The sequence below is a fragment of the Microbacterium sp. NPDC077184 genome, assembly GCF_040687055.1.
Lineage (GTDB): Bacteria > Actinomycetota > Actinomycetes > Actinomycetales > Microbacteriaceae > Microbacterium.
This window is the reverse complement of record NZ_JBFBMM010000006.1, coordinates 83,961-101,378: the sequence shown is the minus strand read 5'-3', so window position 1 is coordinate 101,378 and position 17,418 is coordinate 83,961. Positions and strand designations below refer to the sequence as shown.

Below are 17,418 nucleotides of genomic sequence, written 5' to 3'. Positions count from 1 at the left end.
GCGCCCCACGGCGCATTCCGGGTGCGATGTCGGAGCGAGCGGAAGGAGACCGCCGATGACGCGGTTCATCGTCGTCCCCCAGTGGCAGGGCAGCGCGTCGTCGCGCGCGATGCAGCTGATCGACGGTGCGGAGGCCCTCGCGGGGGATCTTCCGCGGCCACGCACCGTCGTCGTCGACGTGCCCATGGAAGCCGGAGAGGCGCTCGACACGGGGGTGCTGCGGGCGAGCTCGCTCCGCCGCATCCGTGCGCAGCTCGATGCGGCCCTTGAGCTGTCCGCAGAGCCGGTCCTCACCGTCGGCGGTGACGCCGGCGTCGCCCCGGCCGCGATCGCGCACGCCGCCGCACGGTGCTCGCGACTCGCGGTGCTGTGGGTCGCCGCGCATCCGGCGCTCCACGATCCGTCGTCGTCTCCCAGCGGCGCGTTCGAGACCATGGCGCTCGGCGCGGTGCTCGGACGCACGGATGCCGGACTCGGCCTCGCCCCCGGCACCGTCGCTCCCGAGCGGGTGCTGCTGGCGGCGGCCAGGGCCGCCGACGCGGCGGAGGAGGCGGTGGCGGCGGAGCTCGGCATCCGTTCGTTCCTGATCCCGGGCGACACCGACGGGCTCCTCGCCGCGCTGTCGGGTGTGGACGCCGACGGGCTCTACGTGCACGTGGACGTCGCCGCTCTCGACCCGTCCGCGGTGACCGGGATGGTGCGTCCGGTGCCGTTCGGCCCGAGCGTGACGGAGCTCACCGCCGCCGTCGCCGGCGCGCGGGAGAGGGTTCCGCTCGTCGGCGCGTCGCTGAGCGGCTACTCCCCCGCCTCGGCAGCGGTCGCCACCGATGACCTCGGCCCGCTGCTGCGGATCGTCGGGGCGCTCGCGTGAACACCGCCCAGGCGGCCGCCGCCGCGCACGCCCTCGCCACCGGGCGCCGGATCGACCGCTGGATTCCGCCCGCGCTGCTGGATTCGCCGATCAGCCGGCTCGGCTACCTGTACGGCTCCACCGTCGGCTGGGTGTGGGGGACGCTCTGGAGCACCGGTCGGGTGCAGCGCCGCGGAGGACTGTGGGTGTTCCGCGGGATGCCGCGCTGGACCTTCCCGCGCGGCGGCGTGTGCGTCGGCGGATGCTTCCTCACCGGGAGCGGCGCGATCGATGATCGGCTGCTGCGCCACGAAGCGGTGCACAAGCGCCAGTGGCAGCGGTACGGCTTCCTGATGCCTCTGCTCTACGCCCTCGCGGGGCGCGACCCCCTGCGCAACCGCTTCGAGATCGAGGCGGGGTTGGAAGACGGGCGGTACCTCCCCCGGCGCCGCGGGACGACGCGGATGGAGCCGGTCGCGCGCTGAAGGCGGTGTCGACGCGATCGGTGGCGCCGGGTCGGTGACACCGCGTCGGTGACACCGGGCCGCGGTGGCTCCTGGTCAGCGGCGGGCGGTGAGTCCGAAGCGCTCGGGTGCGTGGATGCGCTCGGCCGAGATGCCGAGGTCCGCGAGGTGGTCGACGATGTCCGCGGTACCCAGGTAGCCGCCGAGCAGGTGGATGCGAGTCTGGTCGTCGTCGGCGCAGAGCATCTCGTCGGCCCATGCTCCGACGGCGCGAGCCAGAGCGAGGCCCGGCGTGCACGCGCGGGCCGAGCCCGGGGCGCCGGAACGACGGGAGCGGTCGAGCCACGTGACCGTCATGCGGGCGGGGGCGCGGAGCGCGAAGACGTGCGACGCGTCGGGCACCTCGACGAAGACGCGTCCCGTCGAGCACAGCGGGAGCGTCGACAGCAGAGTCTCCAGCTCGACCATCGACGACTCGTCGGCGGTGATGAGGTGCTGCACGCGCGTGTGACGGGAAGCCCGGCACGCGGCGGCGGAGTGCTCGGTGCTGTGCGACATGGTGCATCCAGCATAACCCCGACGAAGGGTTGCCTAACCTCACTCGCAGATTTCGGGTCAGCGGGCGACGAGCACACGACCGAGTTCGACGACCTCGTCGTCGCCCAGTCCGTGAGCGAGCAGATAGTCGCGCGCGGATCCGTACTCGGCGTCGATGCGGCCGAGCAGTCGCTCCATGACGTCGGCGGGCGACCCCGCCACGAGCTGTTCGAGGTTCGTCGACCCCGGATGCTGCGCGCGAAGCCAGTCGATGACGGCGCGCGTCCGCTCGACCGGGAGGAGCGCCGCGGTGCGCGCGTAGTCCGCGACCACCGCGTCGCGGTCGACACCGGCTGCCGACAGAGCGACGGCGACCGTCACACCGGTGCGGTCCTTCCCGACCGTGCAGTGCACGAGCACGGGCTGATCGACGACCACCGCCCGCACCGCGCGGACCACCGCCTCGGAGGAGTCGTCGACGATCCGTCGGTACATCTCATCCAGCCCGATGTCCTCGGCGAAGAACGACGTCACCGATCCGAGGAACAGCGGCACGCGCTCCACCGGCACCTCCGCCGGAAGCCGACTGGGGTTCGCCTCGACCTCCGCCGCATCCCGCAGGTCGACGACGCGGCGGAGCGACAGCCGGGACAGCGCCGCGACACCGTCGTCGGCGAGGTGCGCCAGCGTCCCGGACCGGTAGAGCGTCCGATCCCGCGTGATCCCGTCGCCCGCGCGGAGACCGCCGACGTCGCGCAGGTTCATCGCCCCTGCGACCGCGGCGAGGTCGACCGGCTCCGCGCTCACCACGCAGACCCCGCGGCGGCGTCGCGATCCTCTCCGTGAAGATCCTCGCGCGGCGGCACCGCGTACCGCCCCGCGATCGCGACCCGATTGAAGGCGTTGATGGCCACGAGGATCCAGCTGAGCGCGACGTACTCGTCCTCGCTGAGGATCCCGCCGACCCGGTCGTACAGCTCGTCGGACACCCCGCCGTCGTGGATGCGGGCGTACGCCTCCGCCAGCTCCAGTCCCGCGCGCTCGCGATCGGTGAAGACCCCCGACTCGCGCCACACCGGGATCTGGGCGATGACGTCGGCGCCGAGGCCGATCTTCGCCGCGCGGTCGACGTGGACGCGGACGCAGAACGCGCACCCGTTGATCTGCGACGTGTGGATCTGCACGATCTCGCTCAGCCGCGGCTCGATCGCACTCGACGCCGCGAGCGACCCCACGGTCGTGGAGAACGCCGCGAGAGCCTTGTAGGCCGCGGGGGCCGAGCGGGACAGATGCACGCGCGATTCCGGACTCATGCCGTCAGCCTACCCACGCGCGGTGGGGCCCCGACGGGACAGAATGGGCGGATGACCGAGCCCGAGAACGAGTTCTCCTTCCTCCCCGCGCAGGCCTCGGACGCCGGCGCGACCGGCCCGCTCCCCCGCGCCGAACGCCTGTCCCTGGCTCTCGCCGACGGCCGGACGCTGAGCGCGCTGCGGTACACCCCTGTCACCGCGACGACGGGTCCCGCGATCACCTTCCTCCACGGCGCGGGTCTGAACGCCCACACGTGGGACACCACGATCCTCGCGCTCGGGCTCCCCGCCCTGGCGATCGACCTCCCCGGCCACGGGGATTCGACGTGGCGGGACGACGCCGCGTACGTCGCCCGAGTCCTCGCTCCGGACGTCGCCGCGGGGATCCGCGCGTGGACCGCCGGTCCCCAGGTGCTCGTCGGACACTCGCTCGGCGGCCTCACCGCGGCGGCGGTCGCGGCATCCGCTCCCGACCTCGTGCGCGAGCTCGTCGTGGTCGACATCACCCCCGGCATCGATCCGAACGGCGGCGCCGCGCAGTTGCGCGCCTTCTTCGCGGGTCCCACGGACTGGGCCACCCGGGACGAGGTCGTCGACCGGGCCCTCGCGTTCGGCCTGGGCGGCGGGGCGCGTGAGAAGGTCGCGCGCGGTGTCTTCTTCAACACCCGGATCCGTCCCGACGGCCGCGTGGAGTGGAAACACCACTTCGCCCGCCTCGCCCACGACGCCGTCGGTCCCTCCGACGGCCCCCGCGCCGAACGCACCGACGCCGTCACGGCGGTGCTCGGAAAGACGGGGTGGGAGGACCTCGCCGCCGTCACCGCGCCGATCACCCTCGTGCGCGCGGAGCGGGGCTTCCTCACCGACGACGACGAGCAGCAGTTCCGCACGCACCTCCCGACCGCACGGATCGTGCGGATGGATGCCGGTCACAACGTGCAGGAGGATCAGCCGCGCGCCCTCGCCGCCCTCGTTCGGAGCATCTAGGCTGGTCTATCGCGGTCTGCACCCGAGCGGACCGTGCCCCCTCGGTCCCGTCGTGTCCGGATGACACGGCCCCCTGAAAGGACGGGCATGCTCCGCCGCACCACCCTGGCCGCGTCGACGATGACCCTCGTCGGCGCCCTGGCCCTCAGCGCCTGCACCGCCGCCCCGGCGCCCGCCCCGACGTCCACGGGCACCCCCGATCCGAACGCGTCGGTCGCCATCCGCCTCGTGCTCGAGCCGAGCAATCTCGACATCCGTCTGACCGCCGGCGCCGCCCTCGACCAGGTCCTCGTCGACAACGTCTACCAGGGACTCGTGGCACGCACCCCCGAGCAGGAGATCGTTCCCGCGCTCGCGAGCGACTGGGAGATCTCGCCCGACGGCCTGACGTACACATTCACCCTGCGCGAGGGCGTCCTGTTCCACAACGGTCAGGAGCTCACCCCGGAAGACGTGGTGTGGTCGTTGACGACGCGCCGCGGCGACGCCGAATGGCGCGACTCCGCCCGGCTCGCCGGCGTGCAGGACGTCGCCGCCGACGGCCAGGAGGTCACCCTCACCCTCGCCGAGCCCGATTCCTCGCTGCTGTGGAACCTCTCCGGGCGTGCGGGCATCATCCTCGACGAGCAGACCGACGTCGACTACAAGACCGCCGCGAACGGCACCGGCCCCTTCGCCCTGGAGTCCTGGCTCCGCGGCGACAGCATCGTCCTCACCCGGAACGCCGACTACTGGGGCGAACCGGCCGGCGTCGCCGAGGTCGTCTTCGACTACATCCCCGACAACCAGTCCGCGCTGAACGCCGCCCTCGCCGGCGAGGTGGACGTCGTCACCGGGTTCGACGCGAACCTCGCGCCGCAGATCGAGGCGGAGGGCACCTTCGCTCTCGAGATCGGGCCATCCACCGACAAGGCGACGCTCGCGTTCAACCAGCAGGCCGGATCGCCGCTGGCCGACCAGCGCGTGCGCCAGGCGATCCGGCAAGCGATCGACCACCAGGCGTTCGTGACGGCCCTCGGTGCCGGAGAGACGCAGTACGGACCGATCCCCGCGCTGGACCCCGGATACGAGGACCTGTCGGATGTCGCCCCCTACGATCCCGAGGTCGCCCGCGAGCTCCTGATCTCCGCCGATGCGGAAGACCTCGAACTGACCCTGACGATCCCGAACTTCTACCCGACCAGCATCCCCCAGGTGCTCGTGTCGAACCTCAACGAGGTGGGCATCGAGCTGCGTGTCGAATCGGTCGATTTCTCGACGTGGCTCAACGACGTCTACGTCAACCGCGACTACGACCTGAGCTTCGTGCTGCACACCGAGGCGCGGGACTTCGAGAACTGGGCGAACCCCGACTACTACTTCACCTACGACAACGCCGAGGTCCAGGAGCTCTACGCCGACGCCCTGGCCGCGACCGACCCCGCCGAGGTCGAAGACCTCCTCGCGGAGGCGGCGCGCATCGTCTCCGAGGACGCGGCGGCCGACTGGCTCTACACCGGCGCCTCGGTCGTGGCCGTGGGCACCGGGATCGACGGGATGCCGACCACCAACGTCAACGAGCGGATGAACCTGGCCGCCCTCACCAAGAGCGACGGGTGATCCGATACGCCCTGACGCGCACAGCCCTGCTCCTGCTCGGGCTGTTCGTCGCCAGCGCGGTCATCTTCCTCACCCTGCGGGTCCTCCCCGGCGACGTCGCCCAGCTCATCGCCGGCACCGGGTCGACCCCGGAGCAGCAGGAGGCCATCCGCGCCCGGCTGGGCCTGGACCGCCCCCTGCCGCTCCAGTACCTCGAGTGGCTCGGAGGCCTGTCGCGCGGCGACCTCGGCACCTCGCTCCTGACCGGCACCGGCGTCGGCGAGGAGCTCGTGCGCCGAGCAGCCGTCACGGTGCCGCTCGGCATCCTGTCGCTGCTGATCGCCCTCGCCGTGAGCCTCCCCCTCGGCGTCGTCTCGGCGGTCCGACGCGCGCGGGCCGACGGCGCGGCGCTGAGCGTGGGGGCGCAGGCTCTCGCGGCGGTCCCCGTGGTCTGGGCGGGAATGATGCTCGTCGTCGTCTTCGCCGTCTGGCTCGGATGGCTGCCGGCGCAGGGCTTCCCCCGCGAGGGGTGGGCGGACCCGGGGGCCGCGTTCCGGGCGCTGATCCTCCCCGCCCTGACGATCGGGCTGATCGAGGGGGCCATGCTCCTGCGGTTCGTACGGTCCGCGACGCTCTCCGCGCTCGGTCAGGACCACGTCCGCGCCGCGGCCGCGCGCGGGCTCACCCGCACCGCGGCCCTCGTCCGCCACGGTCTCCCGGTCGTCGGACTCTCGGTGGTGACGGTCCTCGGTCTGCAGATCGCGGGCATCATCGTCGGAGCGGTCGTCATTGAGCAGCTCTTCTCCCTCCCCGGGATCGGCCGGATGCTGGTGGCCGACGTGGCCGCGCGCGACCTCCCCAAGGTGCAGGGCGCACTGGTCGCCCTGACCGGCTTCGTCCTCGTCATCGGCTTCGTCGTCGACCTCACGCACCGCGCACTCGATCCCCGGCAGCGGGAGACCGCATGAGCCGCGCCTTGCTCCGCCGACAGCGCCGCGCCCGCCTCCGCGCGCGCCGCTGGGGCTGGCTCGGGCGCCTGTGGGCGCTCGGGACGGGACGCTTCGGCCTGCTCGTGGTCGCCGCCGTCACCCTCACCGCCCTCGTCGCCGCCGTCTGGACGCCGTTCGACCCGCAGCAGGTCGACCTCGCCGCGCGGTGGAGCGCGCCGAGCCTGGTCCACCCGCTCGGGACGGACGGCTCGGGGCGCGACATCCTGAGCCTGCTGATGGCGGGAGCCCGCACGACGATCCTCGTCGCCGTCGGTGCGGGCGTGATCGCAACGGCGCTCGGCCTCGTCCTCGCCGCGCTCGGAGCGCTCACGACCCGGGTCGTCCGGGAGTCGGTGGCGGTGCTGATCGACATCCTCATCGCGTTCCCGGTGCTCCTCATCGCCATGATGGTCTCCGCGGTCTGGGGAGGCTCCCTCGCCGTGGTCATCTGGTCGGTCGGCATCGGCTTCGGGGTCAACATCGCCCGCGTCACCCGGCCGGAGCTGCGCCGCGTCCTCCACAGCGACGTGGTGCTGGCGGGGAAGGCGGCGGGCCTCACGCCCGTCCAGAACCTGGCGCGCCACCTCCTCCCCCACGTCGCCCCGGTGTTCATCGTGCAGCTGTCGTGGGGCATGGCGGTCGCCGTCCTCGCCGAGGCGGGGCTGTCGTACCTCGGGTTCGGCGCGCCCGTCACCGACCCGTCATGGGGGCTCCTCCTCGCCGAGCTCCAGCAGTACCTCACCGTCTACCCGCTGTCGGTGCTGTGGCCGGGCCTGGCCATCACCGTCACGGTACTGGGCCTGAACCTCCTCGGCGACGGCCTGCGGGAGGCGACGGACCCGACGCTGCGCACCGCACGGGGCGCCGCCCGCGCCGCGCGGACCCACGTGCCGGAGGTGGTGGCATGAGCCTCTGCGTGCAGGACCTGACGATCGACATCGGCGGACGCCGGGTCGTGGACGGCGTGTCCTTCACGGTGCCCGACGGTGCACGGGTGGGCCTCATCGGCGAGTCGGGATCGGGGAAGTCGCTCACGGCCCTGGCGATCCTGGGACTGCTGCCGAATGCCGCGACCGTCGGCGGCCGGATCCTCTGGGACGATCGCGATCTCCGCGACCTCGACGACCGCGCGCTCGCCCGCATCCGCGGTCGGGAGATCGGCATGGTCTTCCAGGAGCCGCAGACGGCGCTGAACCCCGTCCGCCGCGTGGGGCGGCAGATGACCGAGTCGCTGCGCATCCACGCCGGGATGTCGCGCGCGGACGCCGCGGCGCGCGCGATCGGGCTCGCGGAGCGGATGGCGCTCCCCGACCCCGCCCGGATCGTCCGCCGCTACCCGCACCAGCTCTCCGGCGGTCAGCGTCAGCGGGTCGCCCTCGCGGCCGCCCTCGCCTGCGCGCCGCGCCTCATCATCGCCGACGAGCCGACCACGGCCCTCGACGTCACGGTGCAGGCCGGCATCCTGACGCTCCTGCGCGACCTCGTCGAGGACGAGGGACGCGGGCTGCTGTTCATCACGCACGACCTCGCCGTCCTGTCGCGGGTCGCCACGCGCGGCGTCGTCCTGAACCGGGGACGCGTGGTGGAGGACGCGCCGGTGCAGACCCTCCTCACCGCCCCCTCCTCCGAGATCACGCGGGGACTCCTCCGCGATGCCCGGGCGACGTCCTGGACACCGCGGACGCGAACACCGCCTGAGACGGCGTCCGAGACACCGCAGGGTGAGGAGCGGAAATGACCCCCGTCTCCGCACCGCCCCTGGTGCGCGCCCGGGCCCTGACCCGCACCCATACCGGCGCTCGCGAGCGGCCGTTCGGCCCGCGCCCGGTCACCACGGCGCTCCACGAGGTCGACCTGGACATCCCCGCGGAGTCGTCCCTCGGCATCATCGGCGAGTCCGGGTCCGGCAAGTCCACCCTGGTACGGCTCCTCGCCGCCCTCGACGCCCCGACATCCGGCACCGTCGAGATCGACGGACGTCCGGTGGATGCCGCGGGGTCGGCCCGGTCGCTCCACTGGCTCCGCGCGCTCACCGGCATCGTCTTCCAGGACCCCTACGCGTCCCTCGACTCCCGGATGAGCGTCGGCCGGATCGTGGGCGAGCCGCTGTGGGCGCTGGGCGCGCCGGGCGACCATCGCGCCCGGGTCGAGGAGGTCCTCCTCCGCGTGGGGCTGAATGCCGAGGCGGCCGAGCGCTTCCCCCACGAATTCTCCGGCGGCCAGCGTCAGCGCATCGCCCTCGCGCGGGCGATCGTGCACCGCCCGCGCCTCCTCCTCGCCGACGAGCCGCTGTCGGCGCTCGACGTGAGCGTGCGGGCGCGCATCATCGATCTGCTGGCACGGCTGCGGACGGAGGAGGATCTGACCCTCGTCCTCGTGTCGCACGACATCGGCGTCGTGGCCCACGTGTGCGACGAGATCGCCGTCATGAAGGACGGGCGCATCGTCGAGCGCGGACGCACCGCCGACGTCCTCGCCCGCCCGCGGCATCCGTACACGCGCGAGCTCCTCGCCGCGGCTCCCGCGCTCCCGCCGGCGCCCGAGGCACGCGACGGCGATGCGTCCCACGGAGAGGATGTCGGCCGCCGCGACTAGGGTCGGTCCATGGTCGCCGCGATCGTTCCCCCGTATCTCCTGGCCCGCCTCGCCGCGGCGCCGCCCGAGCGCTTCCCCCACGCCGCCCATGCCGCACGCGCGACGCTGGCGGTGGTGCGCGAGTACCGCCCGGGACGCACCCGACTGCGCCTGTCGATCGACGCCGACGGCGCCCTCGTGGCCGAGACCGCGCCGGGCCCGGACCGCGCGATCTCCGACGCCGAGAACAGCGAGCGCCTCCCCGGCCGTCTCGTCCGACGCGAGGACGACCCGGCGACCTCCGACACCGCCGTCGACGAGGCCTTCGACGGTCTCGGCGCCACGTACGACCTGCTGTGGGATGCGTTCGCGCGCGACGGCCTGAGCGGGCGCGGCGGCGCACTCCCCGCCACCGTCCACTACGGCGTCGACTACGACAACGCGTTCTGGAACGGCGAGCGCATGGTCTTCGGCGACGGCGACGGCGAGGTGTTCACCGGATTCACCCGATCGCTCTCGGTCATCGCCCACGAACTCGCCCACGGGGTGATCGACGCCGAGGGAGGTCTCGACTACCGGGGGCAGTCCGGCGCGCTGAACGAGTCGTTCGCGGATGTCATCGGGGTGCTCGCCGAACAGCATCTGCGCGGGCAGACCGCCGCCGAGGCGTCCTGGCTGATCGGGGAGGGCGTCTTCACCGCCGCGGTCCAGGGGCGTGCGCTCCGCTCGCTCGCCGCACCCGGTACGGCCTACGACGACGACGTCCTCGGTCGCGACCCCCAGCCGGCGCACATGCGCGACTTCGTTGTCACCGCTGACGACAACGGCGGCGTGCACATCAACTCCGGCATCCCGAACCGGGCGTTCCACCTCGTCGCCCTCGCCCTCGGCGGGTTCGCGTGGGAGCGTGCCGGGCGGATCTGGTACCGCACGCTCGCGGCACGGGAGCTCCCCACGGATGCCGATTTCCCCGCGTTCGCGGCCGCCACGGTGCGCACCGCCGTCAGGGAGTACGGTGGGCAGTCCGAGGAGGCACGCGCCGTCCGGGCCGCGTGGGCGGAGGTCGGCGTCGACAGCGATGAACGACCCGTCCCCTGAACCGACCGACGCCGAACGCGCAGAGGTGGGTGCGCTCGAGGTCGAGGTGACGCGATCCGGCGGGATGGCCGGCATCCGTCGCCGATGGCACGCCGTCGCCGTCGCCGACGATCGACCCCGATGGGATGCGCTCCTCGCGCGCTGTCCGTGGGGGGACGCTCCGGAGGAGACGGCGGGGGCCGACCGGTTCGTGTGGCGGATCCGTGCGTCGTGCCCCGGCGAGGCGGCGCCCGAACGCACGGCCCGTCTTCCGGAGTCGGCGCTCGTCGGTCCGTGGCTGGAGGTCGTCCGGGCGGTGCAGGACGCCGCGGAGCGTCCCTGATCCTCAGCGCCCGAAGAGCTTGCGCTTCTTCTTCGAACTCAGTGACTTCTGCAGGTAGATCGTCCCGAGCCACCGGCCGAACTTGAATCCGACGCGGCCCATGCGGCCCACCTCGGTGAAGCCGAGCTTCTCGTGGAGGGCGACCGATCCCTCCGCACCCTTGTCGCTGATGACGGCGACGATCTCGCGGATCCCCTTCTCCTCGCAGGCCTCGATGAGCGCCTCCAGCAGGGCCCGCCCGAGTCCTTTCCCGGTGGCCGCCTGACCGAGGTAGATCGAGTTCTCCACCGTGTAGCGGTACGAGGACTTGCCCGACCACGGCGCCACCAGGGCGTAGCCGAGGATCTGACCGGAGGGCGACTGCGCGACGATGAACGGCAGGTCGAGCTTGCGCAGGTGGGCGACCTTGTCGCGCCACTGCGCGAGCGACCACTTCTTCTCGTCGAAGGTCACCACCGAGTTGGTGACGTAGTAGTTGTAGATCTCGCGGATGTCGGGGACGTCGCGGTCTTCGACCGGGCGGATCACGTACGAGAAGGCCGGCTCCGGGGCGGGGCGACGGCGCAGGTGCCAGGGCAGACGGCGGCGATCGCGGTCGTATTCCTCCTCGAGCATGGCGAAAGCCTACGCGGCGCCGGCGGGACCGGCGTCGACCGCGGGATCCGCGGACGGGATCCGCCACTCCACCGGCGACGCACCCTGCTCCTCGAGGAGCGCATTGGCGCGGGAGAACGGCCGCGAGCCGAAGAACCCGCGACGGGCGGACAGCGGTGACGGATGCGCGGAGGCGATGATCGCGGTCTCCCCCAGGAGCGGACGGAGGGAAGCGGCATCCTTCCCCCAGAGGATGGCGACGAGCGGCCGATCGCGGGCGACCAGGGCGCGGATCGCGCAGTCCGTGACGTTCTCCCACCCCCACCCGCGGTGCGAACCCGGCGCACCCGGTGCGACGGTCAGCACGCGGTTCAGCAGCATGACGCCCTGCGCGCTCCACGCCGACAGGTCGCCGTGCGGCAGCGGCTCGGCACCGAGGTCGTCGACGAGTTCGCGGGAGATGTTGCCGAGGCTCCGCGGCAGGGGGCGGACGGCGGCGTCCACGGCGAAGGACAGTCCGATCGGATGCCCCGGTGTCGGGTACGGGTCCTGCCCGACGATGAGCACCTTCACCTCGGACAGCGGGGCCGCGAAGGCGCGCAGCACGCGGCGGCCCGCGGGGAGGTACCCCCGGCCGGCCGCGGTCTCGGCGCGGAGGCGGTCGCCGAGCGCGGCGATGTCGTCGGCGACGGGCGCCAGCGCCTCCGCCCACCCGGGGTCGATGAGACCGTCCGCGGCGAGTGCCGCGAGATCCCGAGGCTCGAGGGCGGCGTCCCCCGTCGTCGCTTCGTCGATTCCCACGACCCCTCCTTCCCCGCGGCTGTGCACGCGCGGGGACCCAGCCTAGAGCGAGCCGCGGTGTTATCCTCGGCGCGTGTCTCGCGCCTCCGCCGCCGCCGACCGCCTGCGCGGCTCCGCGCTCGGCATCACCGCCGGCCTCATCGGCTGGTTCGTCCTCGTCGAGGTCACCAGCGGCATCCTGCAGGGGTTCTACGTCCCCCTCTTCAGCGACATCGTCATCCGTCTGGGGGTCACCGACGCCGACGTGAACTGGTTCGAGGCGGCGCAGCTGCTGCTGTCGGCGATCGTGGTGCCCATCCTCGCCAAGCTCGGCGACATGTACGGGCACAAGAAGATCCTGCTCGTCTCGGCGATCCTCACCGCCGGAGCCAGCTGGTGGCTCGCCTTCGCGGGCGACTTCTGGTCGTTCCTCATCGCGTGGGCCCTCCAGGGCTTCTACGTGGTGTGGCTGCCGCTCGAGATCGCGCTCATCTTCGAACGCGGACGCCGGCAGAACCGCGGCGTCTCGTTGACCCGCCGCGCCGCGGGGCTCCTCGTGGTGGGGCTTCAGGCGGGCGCGATCATCGGGGCGCTCGCGGCGGGGCGTATCTTCGCCGCGACCGGCGGCGACCTGGCGCTCACCCTCACGATCCCGGCGATCGCGGTCACGCTCACGTGCGTCGTCATCGCCGTCGCCGTCCCCGAGTCCGAGCCCGTGCGGGGTCGACGGCTGGACACGTGCGGGTTCGTCATCCTCACCCTGGCCCTCCTCCTCCTCACCAGCGCACTCACGTTCCTGCGGCTGAACGGCGCGGGCTCTCCCGTCGTGTGGATCCTGCTGGCACTCGGCATCGCGATGCTCGTGGTGTTCGTGCGCTTCGAGCTGCGACAGGACGACCCGGCGATCGACATCCGCGTCCTCCGCCGTCCGGAGATGTGGCCGGTCCAGGCCACCGCCTTCCTCGTCGGGATCAGCCTGCTCGGCGCCCAGGGACCGCTGTCGACCTACGCCGGGACGGACCCTGCGCTCGGATACGGGCTGGGCCTGGACGCGACCGGGCGGTCGAACGTCATCGGCGTGTATCTGGTCTCCCTCATCGTCGGAGCCGTGCTGTTCGCCGTGACCTCCCGGCGGGCGAGCCCGCGTCTGATCCTCATCGGCTCCGCCGCGCTGGTCGGCATCGGGTACACCCTCTTCCTGCCGTTCCATCAGGAGCTCTGGCAGGTCCTGCTCAACCTCGCGATCGCCGGCCTCGGTTCGGGCGCCCTCGTCGGGGCGATGCCGGCCGCGGCCGCCGCGGCGGCGCCCCGCGGCCAGACGGGGGTCGCGTCGGCGCTGACCAACACGACCAAGACCATCGGCGGCACCTTCGCGTCCGCCGTCTTCGGTGTCGTCCTCGCTGCCGGGGCGGGGATCGTCGCGAGCGAGACCGCGGCGTCCCTCGGCGGCTACATGGCGGTGTGGTCGATCTGCGCCGCGGGCGGATTCCTCGCCGCGGTGCTGCTCGTCTTCGTCCCCCGCGTCGCGTTCGCCGATGAGGTCTCCGCCGAGGTCACCGCGAGCGCGTGAGCGGAAGCGGGAGCGGGAGCGCGTGAGCGCCGCCCTGCCGGGCAGGGGCTACGCCGTGCGCGGACGGAGCGGCCCGCGGGCCAGAAGATGCTGCGCCGACTGCGCGACGGGGCGCATCGTCACGAGGTCCAGGTTCACGTGGGCGGGCGCGGCGAGCGCGTAGGCGATCACGTCGGCGACATCGGAGGCCGTGAGCGGCGCCTCCACGCCCTCGTAGACGCGCTCGGCGCTCCGCGCGTCGCCGCGCAGGCGGTTCAGGGTGAACTCCTCGGTCTGCACCATGCCCGGGGCGACCTCCACGACCCGGATCGGCTCGCCGTTCAGCTCCAGCCGGAGCGCATGCACGAGCATCGCCTCCCCCGCCTTCGCCGCGTTGTAGCCGGCTCCGCCGACGTACGCCGTCTGCGCGGCGGTCGAGGTGACGAAGACGGTGTCGGCGTGACCCGCCTCCTCCGCCGCGGCGCGGAGCTGCGGCAGCAGGCCGGCGACGAGGCGCTGGGCGGAGAGCACGTTCACCTCGAACATCCACTGCCAATCCTCGGCGGCTCCGTCCTCGACGCGATCCGCCCCGCGCGCACCACCGGCGACGTGCACGAGCGCGTCGACGCGCCCGGACTCGGCGAGCCAGCCGACGAGAGCGTCGACGTCGGCCGCCGAGGTCAGGTCCGCGGCGTACGCACGGATGCCGATCTCCTCTTCCAGGCGGCGCAGGCGCTCCGCGCGGCGCGCGACGCCGACCACGTCCCACCCGGCGGTGCGCAGGGCCCGCGCCGTCGCCTCACCGATCCCCGAGCTCGCTCCGGTCACCACCGCACGTCTGATCGTCATGGCCTCCACGCTACCCATCGCGGGCGTCGCGGCCGGGAGGCCGGTTCGTTACGTCACATTTCCCGATCGTTGTCGCCGCGGCATCCGTTCCCTACTGTCGGTATCGACCGGGTGCGTCCGCCCCGGCGCCCAGACCCCGCAGGAGCAAGCCATGTCCGCACCCGAGAACTGGCGTTTCGAGACCAAGCAGATCCACTCGGGCGCGCAGCCCGACCCGGTGACGAAGGCTCGTGCGACCCCGATCTACCAGACGACCTCGTACGTCTTCGACAACGCCGACCACGCCGCGAACCTCTTCGCCCTGGCCGAGTTCGGCAACATCTACACCCGCATCCAGAACCCGACGCAGGATGTCGTCGAGCAGCGTCTGGCGGCGCTGGAGGGCGGGACCGGAGCGCTGCTGGTCGCGAGCGGCCAGGCCGCGGAAACCTTCGCGGTGCTGAACATCGCCGAGGCCGGCGATCACATCGTCTCGTCCAGCTCGATCTACGGCGGCACGTACAACCTCTTCAAGTACACCCTCGCCAAGCTCGGCATCGAGACGACGTTCGTGGAGAACCAGGACGACCCCGAGGAATGGCGCGCCGCGGTCCGCCCGAACACGAAGCTGTTCTTCGCCGAGACCATCGGCAACCCGAAGATCAACGTGCTCGACATCCGCACCGTCGCCGACGTCGCCCACGAGGCGGGTGTGCCGCTGATCGTCGACAACACCATCGCGACGCCCTACCTCATCAAGCCGTTCGAGCACGGCGCCGACATCGTGATCCACTCGGCGACGAAGTTCCTCGGCGGGCACGGCACGGTCATCGGCGGCGTCATCGTCGACGGCGGCAGCTTCCCGTGGTCGCAGAACGTCGACCGCTTCCCCGGCCTCACCGTTCCCGACCCCTCGTACCACGGCGCCAGCTACACCGCCGCCGTCGGCGACCCGCTCGCGTACATCATCAAGGCCCGTGTGCAGCTGCTGCGCGACCTCGGCGCGGCCATCTCGCCGCAGTCGGCGTGGCTGCTCATCCAGGGGATCGAGACGCTGTCGCTGCGCATCGAGCGCCACGTGCAGAACGCCCAGGAGATCGCCGAGTGGCTCGAGGGTCGTGACGACGTCGCCTCGGTGAACTACTCCGGCCTGCCCACCTCGCCGTGGTACGCCGCGGCGAACACCTACGCACCGAAGGGCGTCGGTGCGGTGCTGTCGTTCGAGCTCAAGGGCGGTGTGGAAGCCGGGCGCGAGTTCGTCAACGCGCTGACCCTCTTCAGCCACCTCGCCAACATCGGCGACGTGCGCTCGCTGGTCATCCACCCGGCATCCACCACGCACTCGCAGCTGACCCCCGAGCAGCAGCTCACCGCGGGCGTCACTCCGGGCCTCGTGCGCCTGTCGGTGGGTCTGGAGAACATCGACGATCTGAAGGCCGACCTCGATCAGGCACTCGCCGCTGCGCGTCGCGTGTCGGAGGCCGCACGCGCCTGACGCAGGAAGACGGAGACGACGGATGCCCCGGGCCCCAGGTCCGGGGCATCCGTCGTGTGCGGGCGGCGGCCGAACGGCCGTCGCGATCAGACGGACTTCGCGAGCGTCTGCAGCGCGATCACGAGCAGACCGAGTCCGAGCAGCAGCGCGAAGACGCCCAGGCGCGCGGGAACGGTGAGGCGGGAACGCCGGACGGCGAGCCAGCCGATGACGGCGAGGGTGGCGACATACCCGAAGGCGGCGAGATCGAGCGCGAAGCCCAGATCGAGCACCCCGATCCAGGCGAGGCCGAGGAGGATCGCCGGGGTGACCACCGTCGCGAGCCCGCCCGCGGCGACGCGGAGCATGTGACGCCACTCCGCACGGTGCGGAGCGGTCTGTTCGGTGAGCATGGTGGAGATGATCTCCGACACGAAGCCGGCCACGGTGATCCCGACGACTCCCAGCAGGAGAGCGAGGAAGGCGTGCTCGGGCTCCGGATGATCGGCGCCCGACACGACCAGGACGATGGCGAGCCCCGTGAAGGACGCGTAGATCCGTTCGCGGAGATAGGCCGAGTACGTGGCGGGTTCCGTCTCGCGATCAGGCACCCGCCGGCGGGAACGGCGGCGCGCATCGTCCATGCGGGAGAGCTTACGCGCGCATCTTCGGACGCACGTGGCCGAGGCCGCCGTCGACGCCGAGGACCTGTCCGGTGATCCAGTGGTTGGCCGGGTCGAGGAGGAACACCACCGCGCGCGCGACGTCCTCCGGCTCGCCGAGCCTGCCGAGCGCGTGCATGGCCTCGGACACCTTCCGCGACTGCTCGCTCGCGGTGAGTCCGGCCGTCAGCGGCGTCTGGGTGAGCCCCGGGGCGACGGCGTTGATGCGCAGGTTCTGCGCCGCGTAGCTCGCCGCGGCCGACAGGGTGAGTCCGATCACGCCGGCCTTCGCTGCGGCGATGGCGTCGTGGTTGGACAGTCCCGCCATCGCGGCGGCGGAGGACACCAGGACGACGGAGCCGCCGCCCCGAAGGTGACGCCCTGCCGCGCGCACCGTCGCGAAGGCGGTCGTGAGCGAGGCCGCCATGATGTCGTCGTACTGCGCACGCGAGGTCAGGTGCGCGGGTTTGAGGAGCATCGATCCGGCGAAGCACGCCACGCCGTCGATGTCGCCCACCTCGTCGAAGACGCGATCGACGGCGTCGAAGTCGGTCGCGTCGAGTTCGACATCCGGCGTGATCTTCTCGCGCGTGCGGGCGGTGGTGACCACGTCGTACCCGGCGCCGCGCAGGAGTTCGGCGGTGGCCTGACCGATACCGCTCGAGGCGGCGATGAGGAGGAAGCGGGACATGACCACATTCTGGCGGCCCGGTCGAGGACCTCGGGTCGTCGAGGGCGAAGTCGTCGAACCCGCCCTGGCGGTGATCCGGCGAGAGGTGGCAGTGTTCGGGCGGTCGGACCGGCGGACACCGCCGTACC

General features: G+C 72.4%; 20 protein-coding genes. 12 read left to right on the top strand and 8 right to left on the bottom strand.

All coding sequences use genetic code 11. From position 1 onward, the window contains the following. Positions 1 to 55: 55 nt before the first annotated feature. Both AB0O93_RS11905 and AB0O93_RS11900 read left to right on the top strand, forming a co-directional pair. Complete coding sequence (locus AB0O93_RS11905) at positions 56 to 871, top strand: arginase family protein (RefSeq protein ID WP_363343594.1); 816 nt, start codon at positions 56 to 58, stop codon at positions 869 to 871. After that, on the top strand, positions 868 to 1,335 hold the full coding sequence (locus tag AB0O93_RS11900; protein ID WP_363343592.1) for a Fe-S oxidoreductase: 468 nt from the start codon (positions 868 to 870) through the stop codon (positions 1,333 to 1,335). Before AB0O93_RS11905 ends, AB0O93_RS11900 begins: the two co-directional genes overlap by 4 nt. A 75-nt stretch (positions 1,336 to 1,410) precedes the next feature. On the opposite strand, the gene AB0O93_RS11895 is transcribed toward AB0O93_RS11900, so the two are convergent. From AB0O93_RS11895 to AB0O93_RS11885, 3 genes are read right to left on the bottom strand one after another with little or no spacing between them, the layout of a single operon-like run. Next, positions 1,411 to 1,872, bottom strand: coding sequence for an SIP domain-containing protein (locus AB0O93_RS11895; protein ID WP_363343590.1), 462 nt, complete (start codon positions 1,870 to 1,872; stop codon positions 1,411 to 1,413). Between the two features lie 57 nt (positions 1,873 to 1,929). Continuing rightward, positions 1,930 to 2,658, bottom strand: a complete 729-nt coding sequence (locus AB0O93_RS11890) for a tyrosine-protein phosphatase (RefSeq protein ID WP_363343588.1) — start codon at positions 2,656 to 2,658, stop codon at positions 1,930 to 1,932. Continuing rightward, positions 2,655 to 3,164: a carboxymuconolactone decarboxylase family protein gene (locus AB0O93_RS11885; RefSeq protein WP_363343586.1), complete on the bottom strand. Its 510-nt coding sequence runs from the start codon at positions 3,162 to 3,164 to the stop codon at positions 2,655 to 2,657. Before AB0O93_RS11885 ends, AB0O93_RS11890 begins: the two co-directional genes overlap by 4 nt. A gap of 51 nt (positions 3,165 to 3,215) precedes the next feature. Between AB0O93_RS11885 and AB0O93_RS11880 the strand changes: the two genes are divergently transcribed. The 8 genes from AB0O93_RS11880 to AB0O93_RS11845 all read left to right on the top strand — a co-directional run bounded on the left by AB0O93_RS11880 (position 3,216) and on the right by AB0O93_RS11845 (position 10,712). Continuing rightward, positions 3,216 to 4,151: an alpha/beta hydrolase gene (locus tag AB0O93_RS11880; RefSeq protein ID WP_363343584.1), complete on the top strand. Its 936-nt coding sequence runs from the start codon at positions 3,216 to 3,218 to the stop codon at positions 4,149 to 4,151. 87 nt (positions 4,152 to 4,238) lie between these two features. Next, positions 4,239 to 5,750 (top strand): ABC transporter substrate-binding protein, encoded by a 1,512-nt coding sequence (locus tag AB0O93_RS11875; RefSeq protein WP_363343582.1) that lies wholly within the window; start codon positions 4,239 to 4,241, stop codon positions 5,748 to 5,750. Further along, positions 5,747 to 6,697 carry an ABC transporter permease gene (locus AB0O93_RS11870; protein ID WP_363343581.1) on the top strand — a complete coding sequence of 317 codons (951 nt, stop codon included), beginning with the start codon at positions 5,747 to 5,749 and terminating at the stop codon, positions 6,695 to 6,697. Before AB0O93_RS11875 ends, AB0O93_RS11870 begins: the two co-directional genes overlap by 4 nt. Further along, positions 6,694 to 7,626, top strand: a complete 933-nt coding sequence (locus tag AB0O93_RS11865; RefSeq protein WP_363343579.1) for an ABC transporter permease — start codon at positions 6,694 to 6,696, stop codon at positions 7,624 to 7,626. Before AB0O93_RS11870 ends, AB0O93_RS11865 begins: the two co-directional genes overlap by 4 nt. After that, complete coding sequence (locus tag AB0O93_RS11860) at positions 7,623 to 8,456, top strand: ABC transporter ATP-binding protein (RefSeq protein WP_363343577.1); 834 nt, start codon at positions 7,623 to 7,625, stop codon at positions 8,454 to 8,456. Before AB0O93_RS11865 ends, AB0O93_RS11860 begins: the two co-directional genes overlap by 4 nt. Beyond that, positions 8,453 to 9,313 (top strand): ATP-binding cassette domain-containing protein, encoded by an 861-nt coding sequence (locus AB0O93_RS11855; protein ID WP_363343575.1) that lies wholly within the window; start codon positions 8,453 to 8,455, stop codon positions 9,311 to 9,313. The genes AB0O93_RS11860 and AB0O93_RS11855 overlap by 4 nt, the downstream gene beginning before the upstream one ends. Before the next feature lie 9 nt (positions 9,314 to 9,322). Beyond that, complete coding sequence (locus AB0O93_RS11850) at positions 9,323 to 10,390, top strand: M4 family metallopeptidase (protein ID WP_363343573.1); 1,068 nt, start codon at positions 9,323 to 9,325, stop codon at positions 10,388 to 10,390. Then, positions 10,371 to 10,712 (top strand): hypothetical protein, encoded by a 342-nt coding sequence (locus AB0O93_RS11845; RefSeq protein WP_363343571.1) that lies wholly within the window; start codon positions 10,371 to 10,373, stop codon positions 10,710 to 10,712. Before AB0O93_RS11850 ends, AB0O93_RS11845 begins: the two co-directional genes overlap by 20 nt. A 3-nt stretch (positions 10,713 to 10,715) precedes the next feature. On the opposite strand, the gene AB0O93_RS11840 is transcribed toward AB0O93_RS11845, so the two are convergent. Next, positions 10,716 to 11,327, bottom strand: coding sequence for an N-acetyltransferase family protein (locus tag AB0O93_RS11840; protein ID WP_363343569.1), 612 nt, complete (start codon positions 11,325 to 11,327; stop codon positions 10,716 to 10,718). A gap of 9 nt (positions 11,328 to 11,336) precedes the next feature. Beyond that, positions 11,337 to 12,107, bottom strand: a complete 771-nt coding sequence (locus tag AB0O93_RS11835; RefSeq protein ID WP_363343567.1) for a uracil-DNA glycosylase — start codon at positions 12,105 to 12,107, stop codon at positions 11,337 to 11,339. Between the two features lie 73 nt (positions 12,108 to 12,180). Here AB0O93_RS11835 and AB0O93_RS11830 point away from each other — a divergent pair, with 73 nt between their 5' ends. Next, positions 12,181 to 13,656: an MFS transporter gene (locus AB0O93_RS11830; protein WP_363343565.1), complete on the top strand. Its 1,476-nt coding sequence runs from the start codon at positions 12,181 to 12,183 to the stop codon at positions 13,654 to 13,656. 48 nt (positions 13,657 to 13,704) lie between these two features. Here the strand turns inward: AB0O93_RS11830 and AB0O93_RS11825 are convergent, their stop codons facing one another. Next, on the bottom strand, positions 13,705 to 14,484 hold the full coding sequence (locus tag AB0O93_RS11825) for an SDR family oxidoreductase (protein ID WP_363343563.1): 780 nt from the start codon (positions 14,482 to 14,484) through the stop codon (positions 13,705 to 13,707). A gap of 151 nt (positions 14,485 to 14,635) precedes the next feature. Between AB0O93_RS11825 and AB0O93_RS11820 the strand changes: the two genes are divergently transcribed. After that, complete coding sequence (locus AB0O93_RS11820) at positions 14,636 to 15,958, top strand: bifunctional o-acetylhomoserine/o-acetylserine sulfhydrylase (protein WP_353999760.1); 1,323 nt, start codon at positions 14,636 to 14,638, stop codon at positions 15,956 to 15,958. A gap of 86 nt (positions 15,959 to 16,044) precedes the next feature. Here AB0O93_RS11820 and AB0O93_RS11815 read toward each other — a convergent pair whose 3' ends face one another. Continuing rightward, positions 16,045 to 16,581, bottom strand: a complete 537-nt coding sequence (locus tag AB0O93_RS11815; RefSeq protein WP_363343560.1) for a hypothetical protein — start codon at positions 16,579 to 16,581, stop codon at positions 16,045 to 16,047. A 10-nt stretch (positions 16,582 to 16,591) separates the two neighbouring features. Then, a complete protein-coding gene (locus AB0O93_RS11810; RefSeq protein WP_363343558.1) occupies positions 16,592 to 17,290 on the bottom strand; it encodes an SDR family oxidoreductase in 699 nt (232 codons plus the stop codon). Between the last annotated feature and the right edge of the window lie 128 nt (positions 17,291 to 17,418).

What these genes read in the sequence shown, in the direction of transcription:
- AB0O93_RS11905 (WP_363343594.1), top strand. Translation starts at nt 56, where the DNA reads ATGACGCGGTTCATCGTCGTCCCCCAGTGGCAGGGCAGCGCGTCGTCG.
- AB0O93_RS11895 (WP_363343590.1), bottom strand. Translation starts at nt 1,872, where the DNA reads ATGTCGCACAGCACCGAGCACTCCGCCGCCGCGTGCCGGGCTTCCCGT.
- AB0O93_RS11885 (WP_363343586.1), bottom strand. Translation starts at nt 3,164, where the DNA reads ATGAGTCCGGAATCGCGCGTGCATCTGTCCCGCTCGGCCCCCGCGGCC.
- AB0O93_RS11880 (WP_363343584.1), top strand. Translation starts at nt 3,216, where the DNA reads ATGACCGAGCCCGAGAACGAGTTCTCCTTCCTCCCCGCGCAGGCCTCG.
- AB0O93_RS11875 (WP_363343582.1), top strand. Translation starts at nt 4,239, where the DNA reads ATGCTCCGCCGCACCACCCTGGCCGCGTCGACGATGACCCTCGTCGGC.
- AB0O93_RS11865 (WP_363343579.1), top strand. Translation starts at nt 6,694, where the DNA reads ATGAGCCGCGCCTTGCTCCGCCGACAGCGCCGCGCCCGCCTCCGCGCG.
- AB0O93_RS11860 (WP_363343577.1), top strand. Translation starts at nt 7,623, where the DNA reads ATGAGCCTCTGCGTGCAGGACCTGACGATCGACATCGGCGGACGCCGG.
- AB0O93_RS11855 (WP_363343575.1), top strand. Translation starts at nt 8,453, where the DNA reads ATGACCCCCGTCTCCGCACCGCCCCTGGTGCGCGCCCGGGCCCTGACC.
- AB0O93_RS11850 (WP_363343573.1), top strand. Translation starts at nt 9,323, where the DNA reads ATGGTCGCCGCGATCGTTCCCCCGTATCTCCTGGCCCGCCTCGCCGCG.
- AB0O93_RS11845 (WP_363343571.1), top strand. Translation starts at nt 10,371, where the DNA reads ATGAACGACCCGTCCCCTGAACCGACCGACGCCGAACGCGCAGAGGTG.
- AB0O93_RS11840 (WP_363343569.1), bottom strand. Translation starts at nt 11,327, where the DNA reads ATGCTCGAGGAGGAATACGACCGCGATCGCCGCCGTCTGCCCTGGCAC.
- AB0O93_RS11825 (WP_363343563.1), bottom strand. Translation starts at nt 14,484, where the DNA reads ATGACGATCAGACGTGCGGTGGTGACCGGAGCGAGCTCGGGGATCGGT.
- AB0O93_RS11820 (WP_353999760.1), top strand. Translation starts at nt 14,636, where the DNA reads ATGTCCGCACCCGAGAACTGGCGTTTCGAGACCAAGCAGATCCACTCG.
- AB0O93_RS11815 (WP_363343560.1), bottom strand. Translation starts at nt 16,581, where the DNA reads ATGGACGATGCGCGCCGCCGTTCCCGCCGGCGGGTGCCTGATCGCGAG.
- AB0O93_RS11810 (WP_363343558.1), bottom strand. Translation starts at nt 17,290, where the DNA reads ATGTCCCGCTTCCTCCTCATCGCCGCCTCGAGCGGTATCGGTCAGGCC.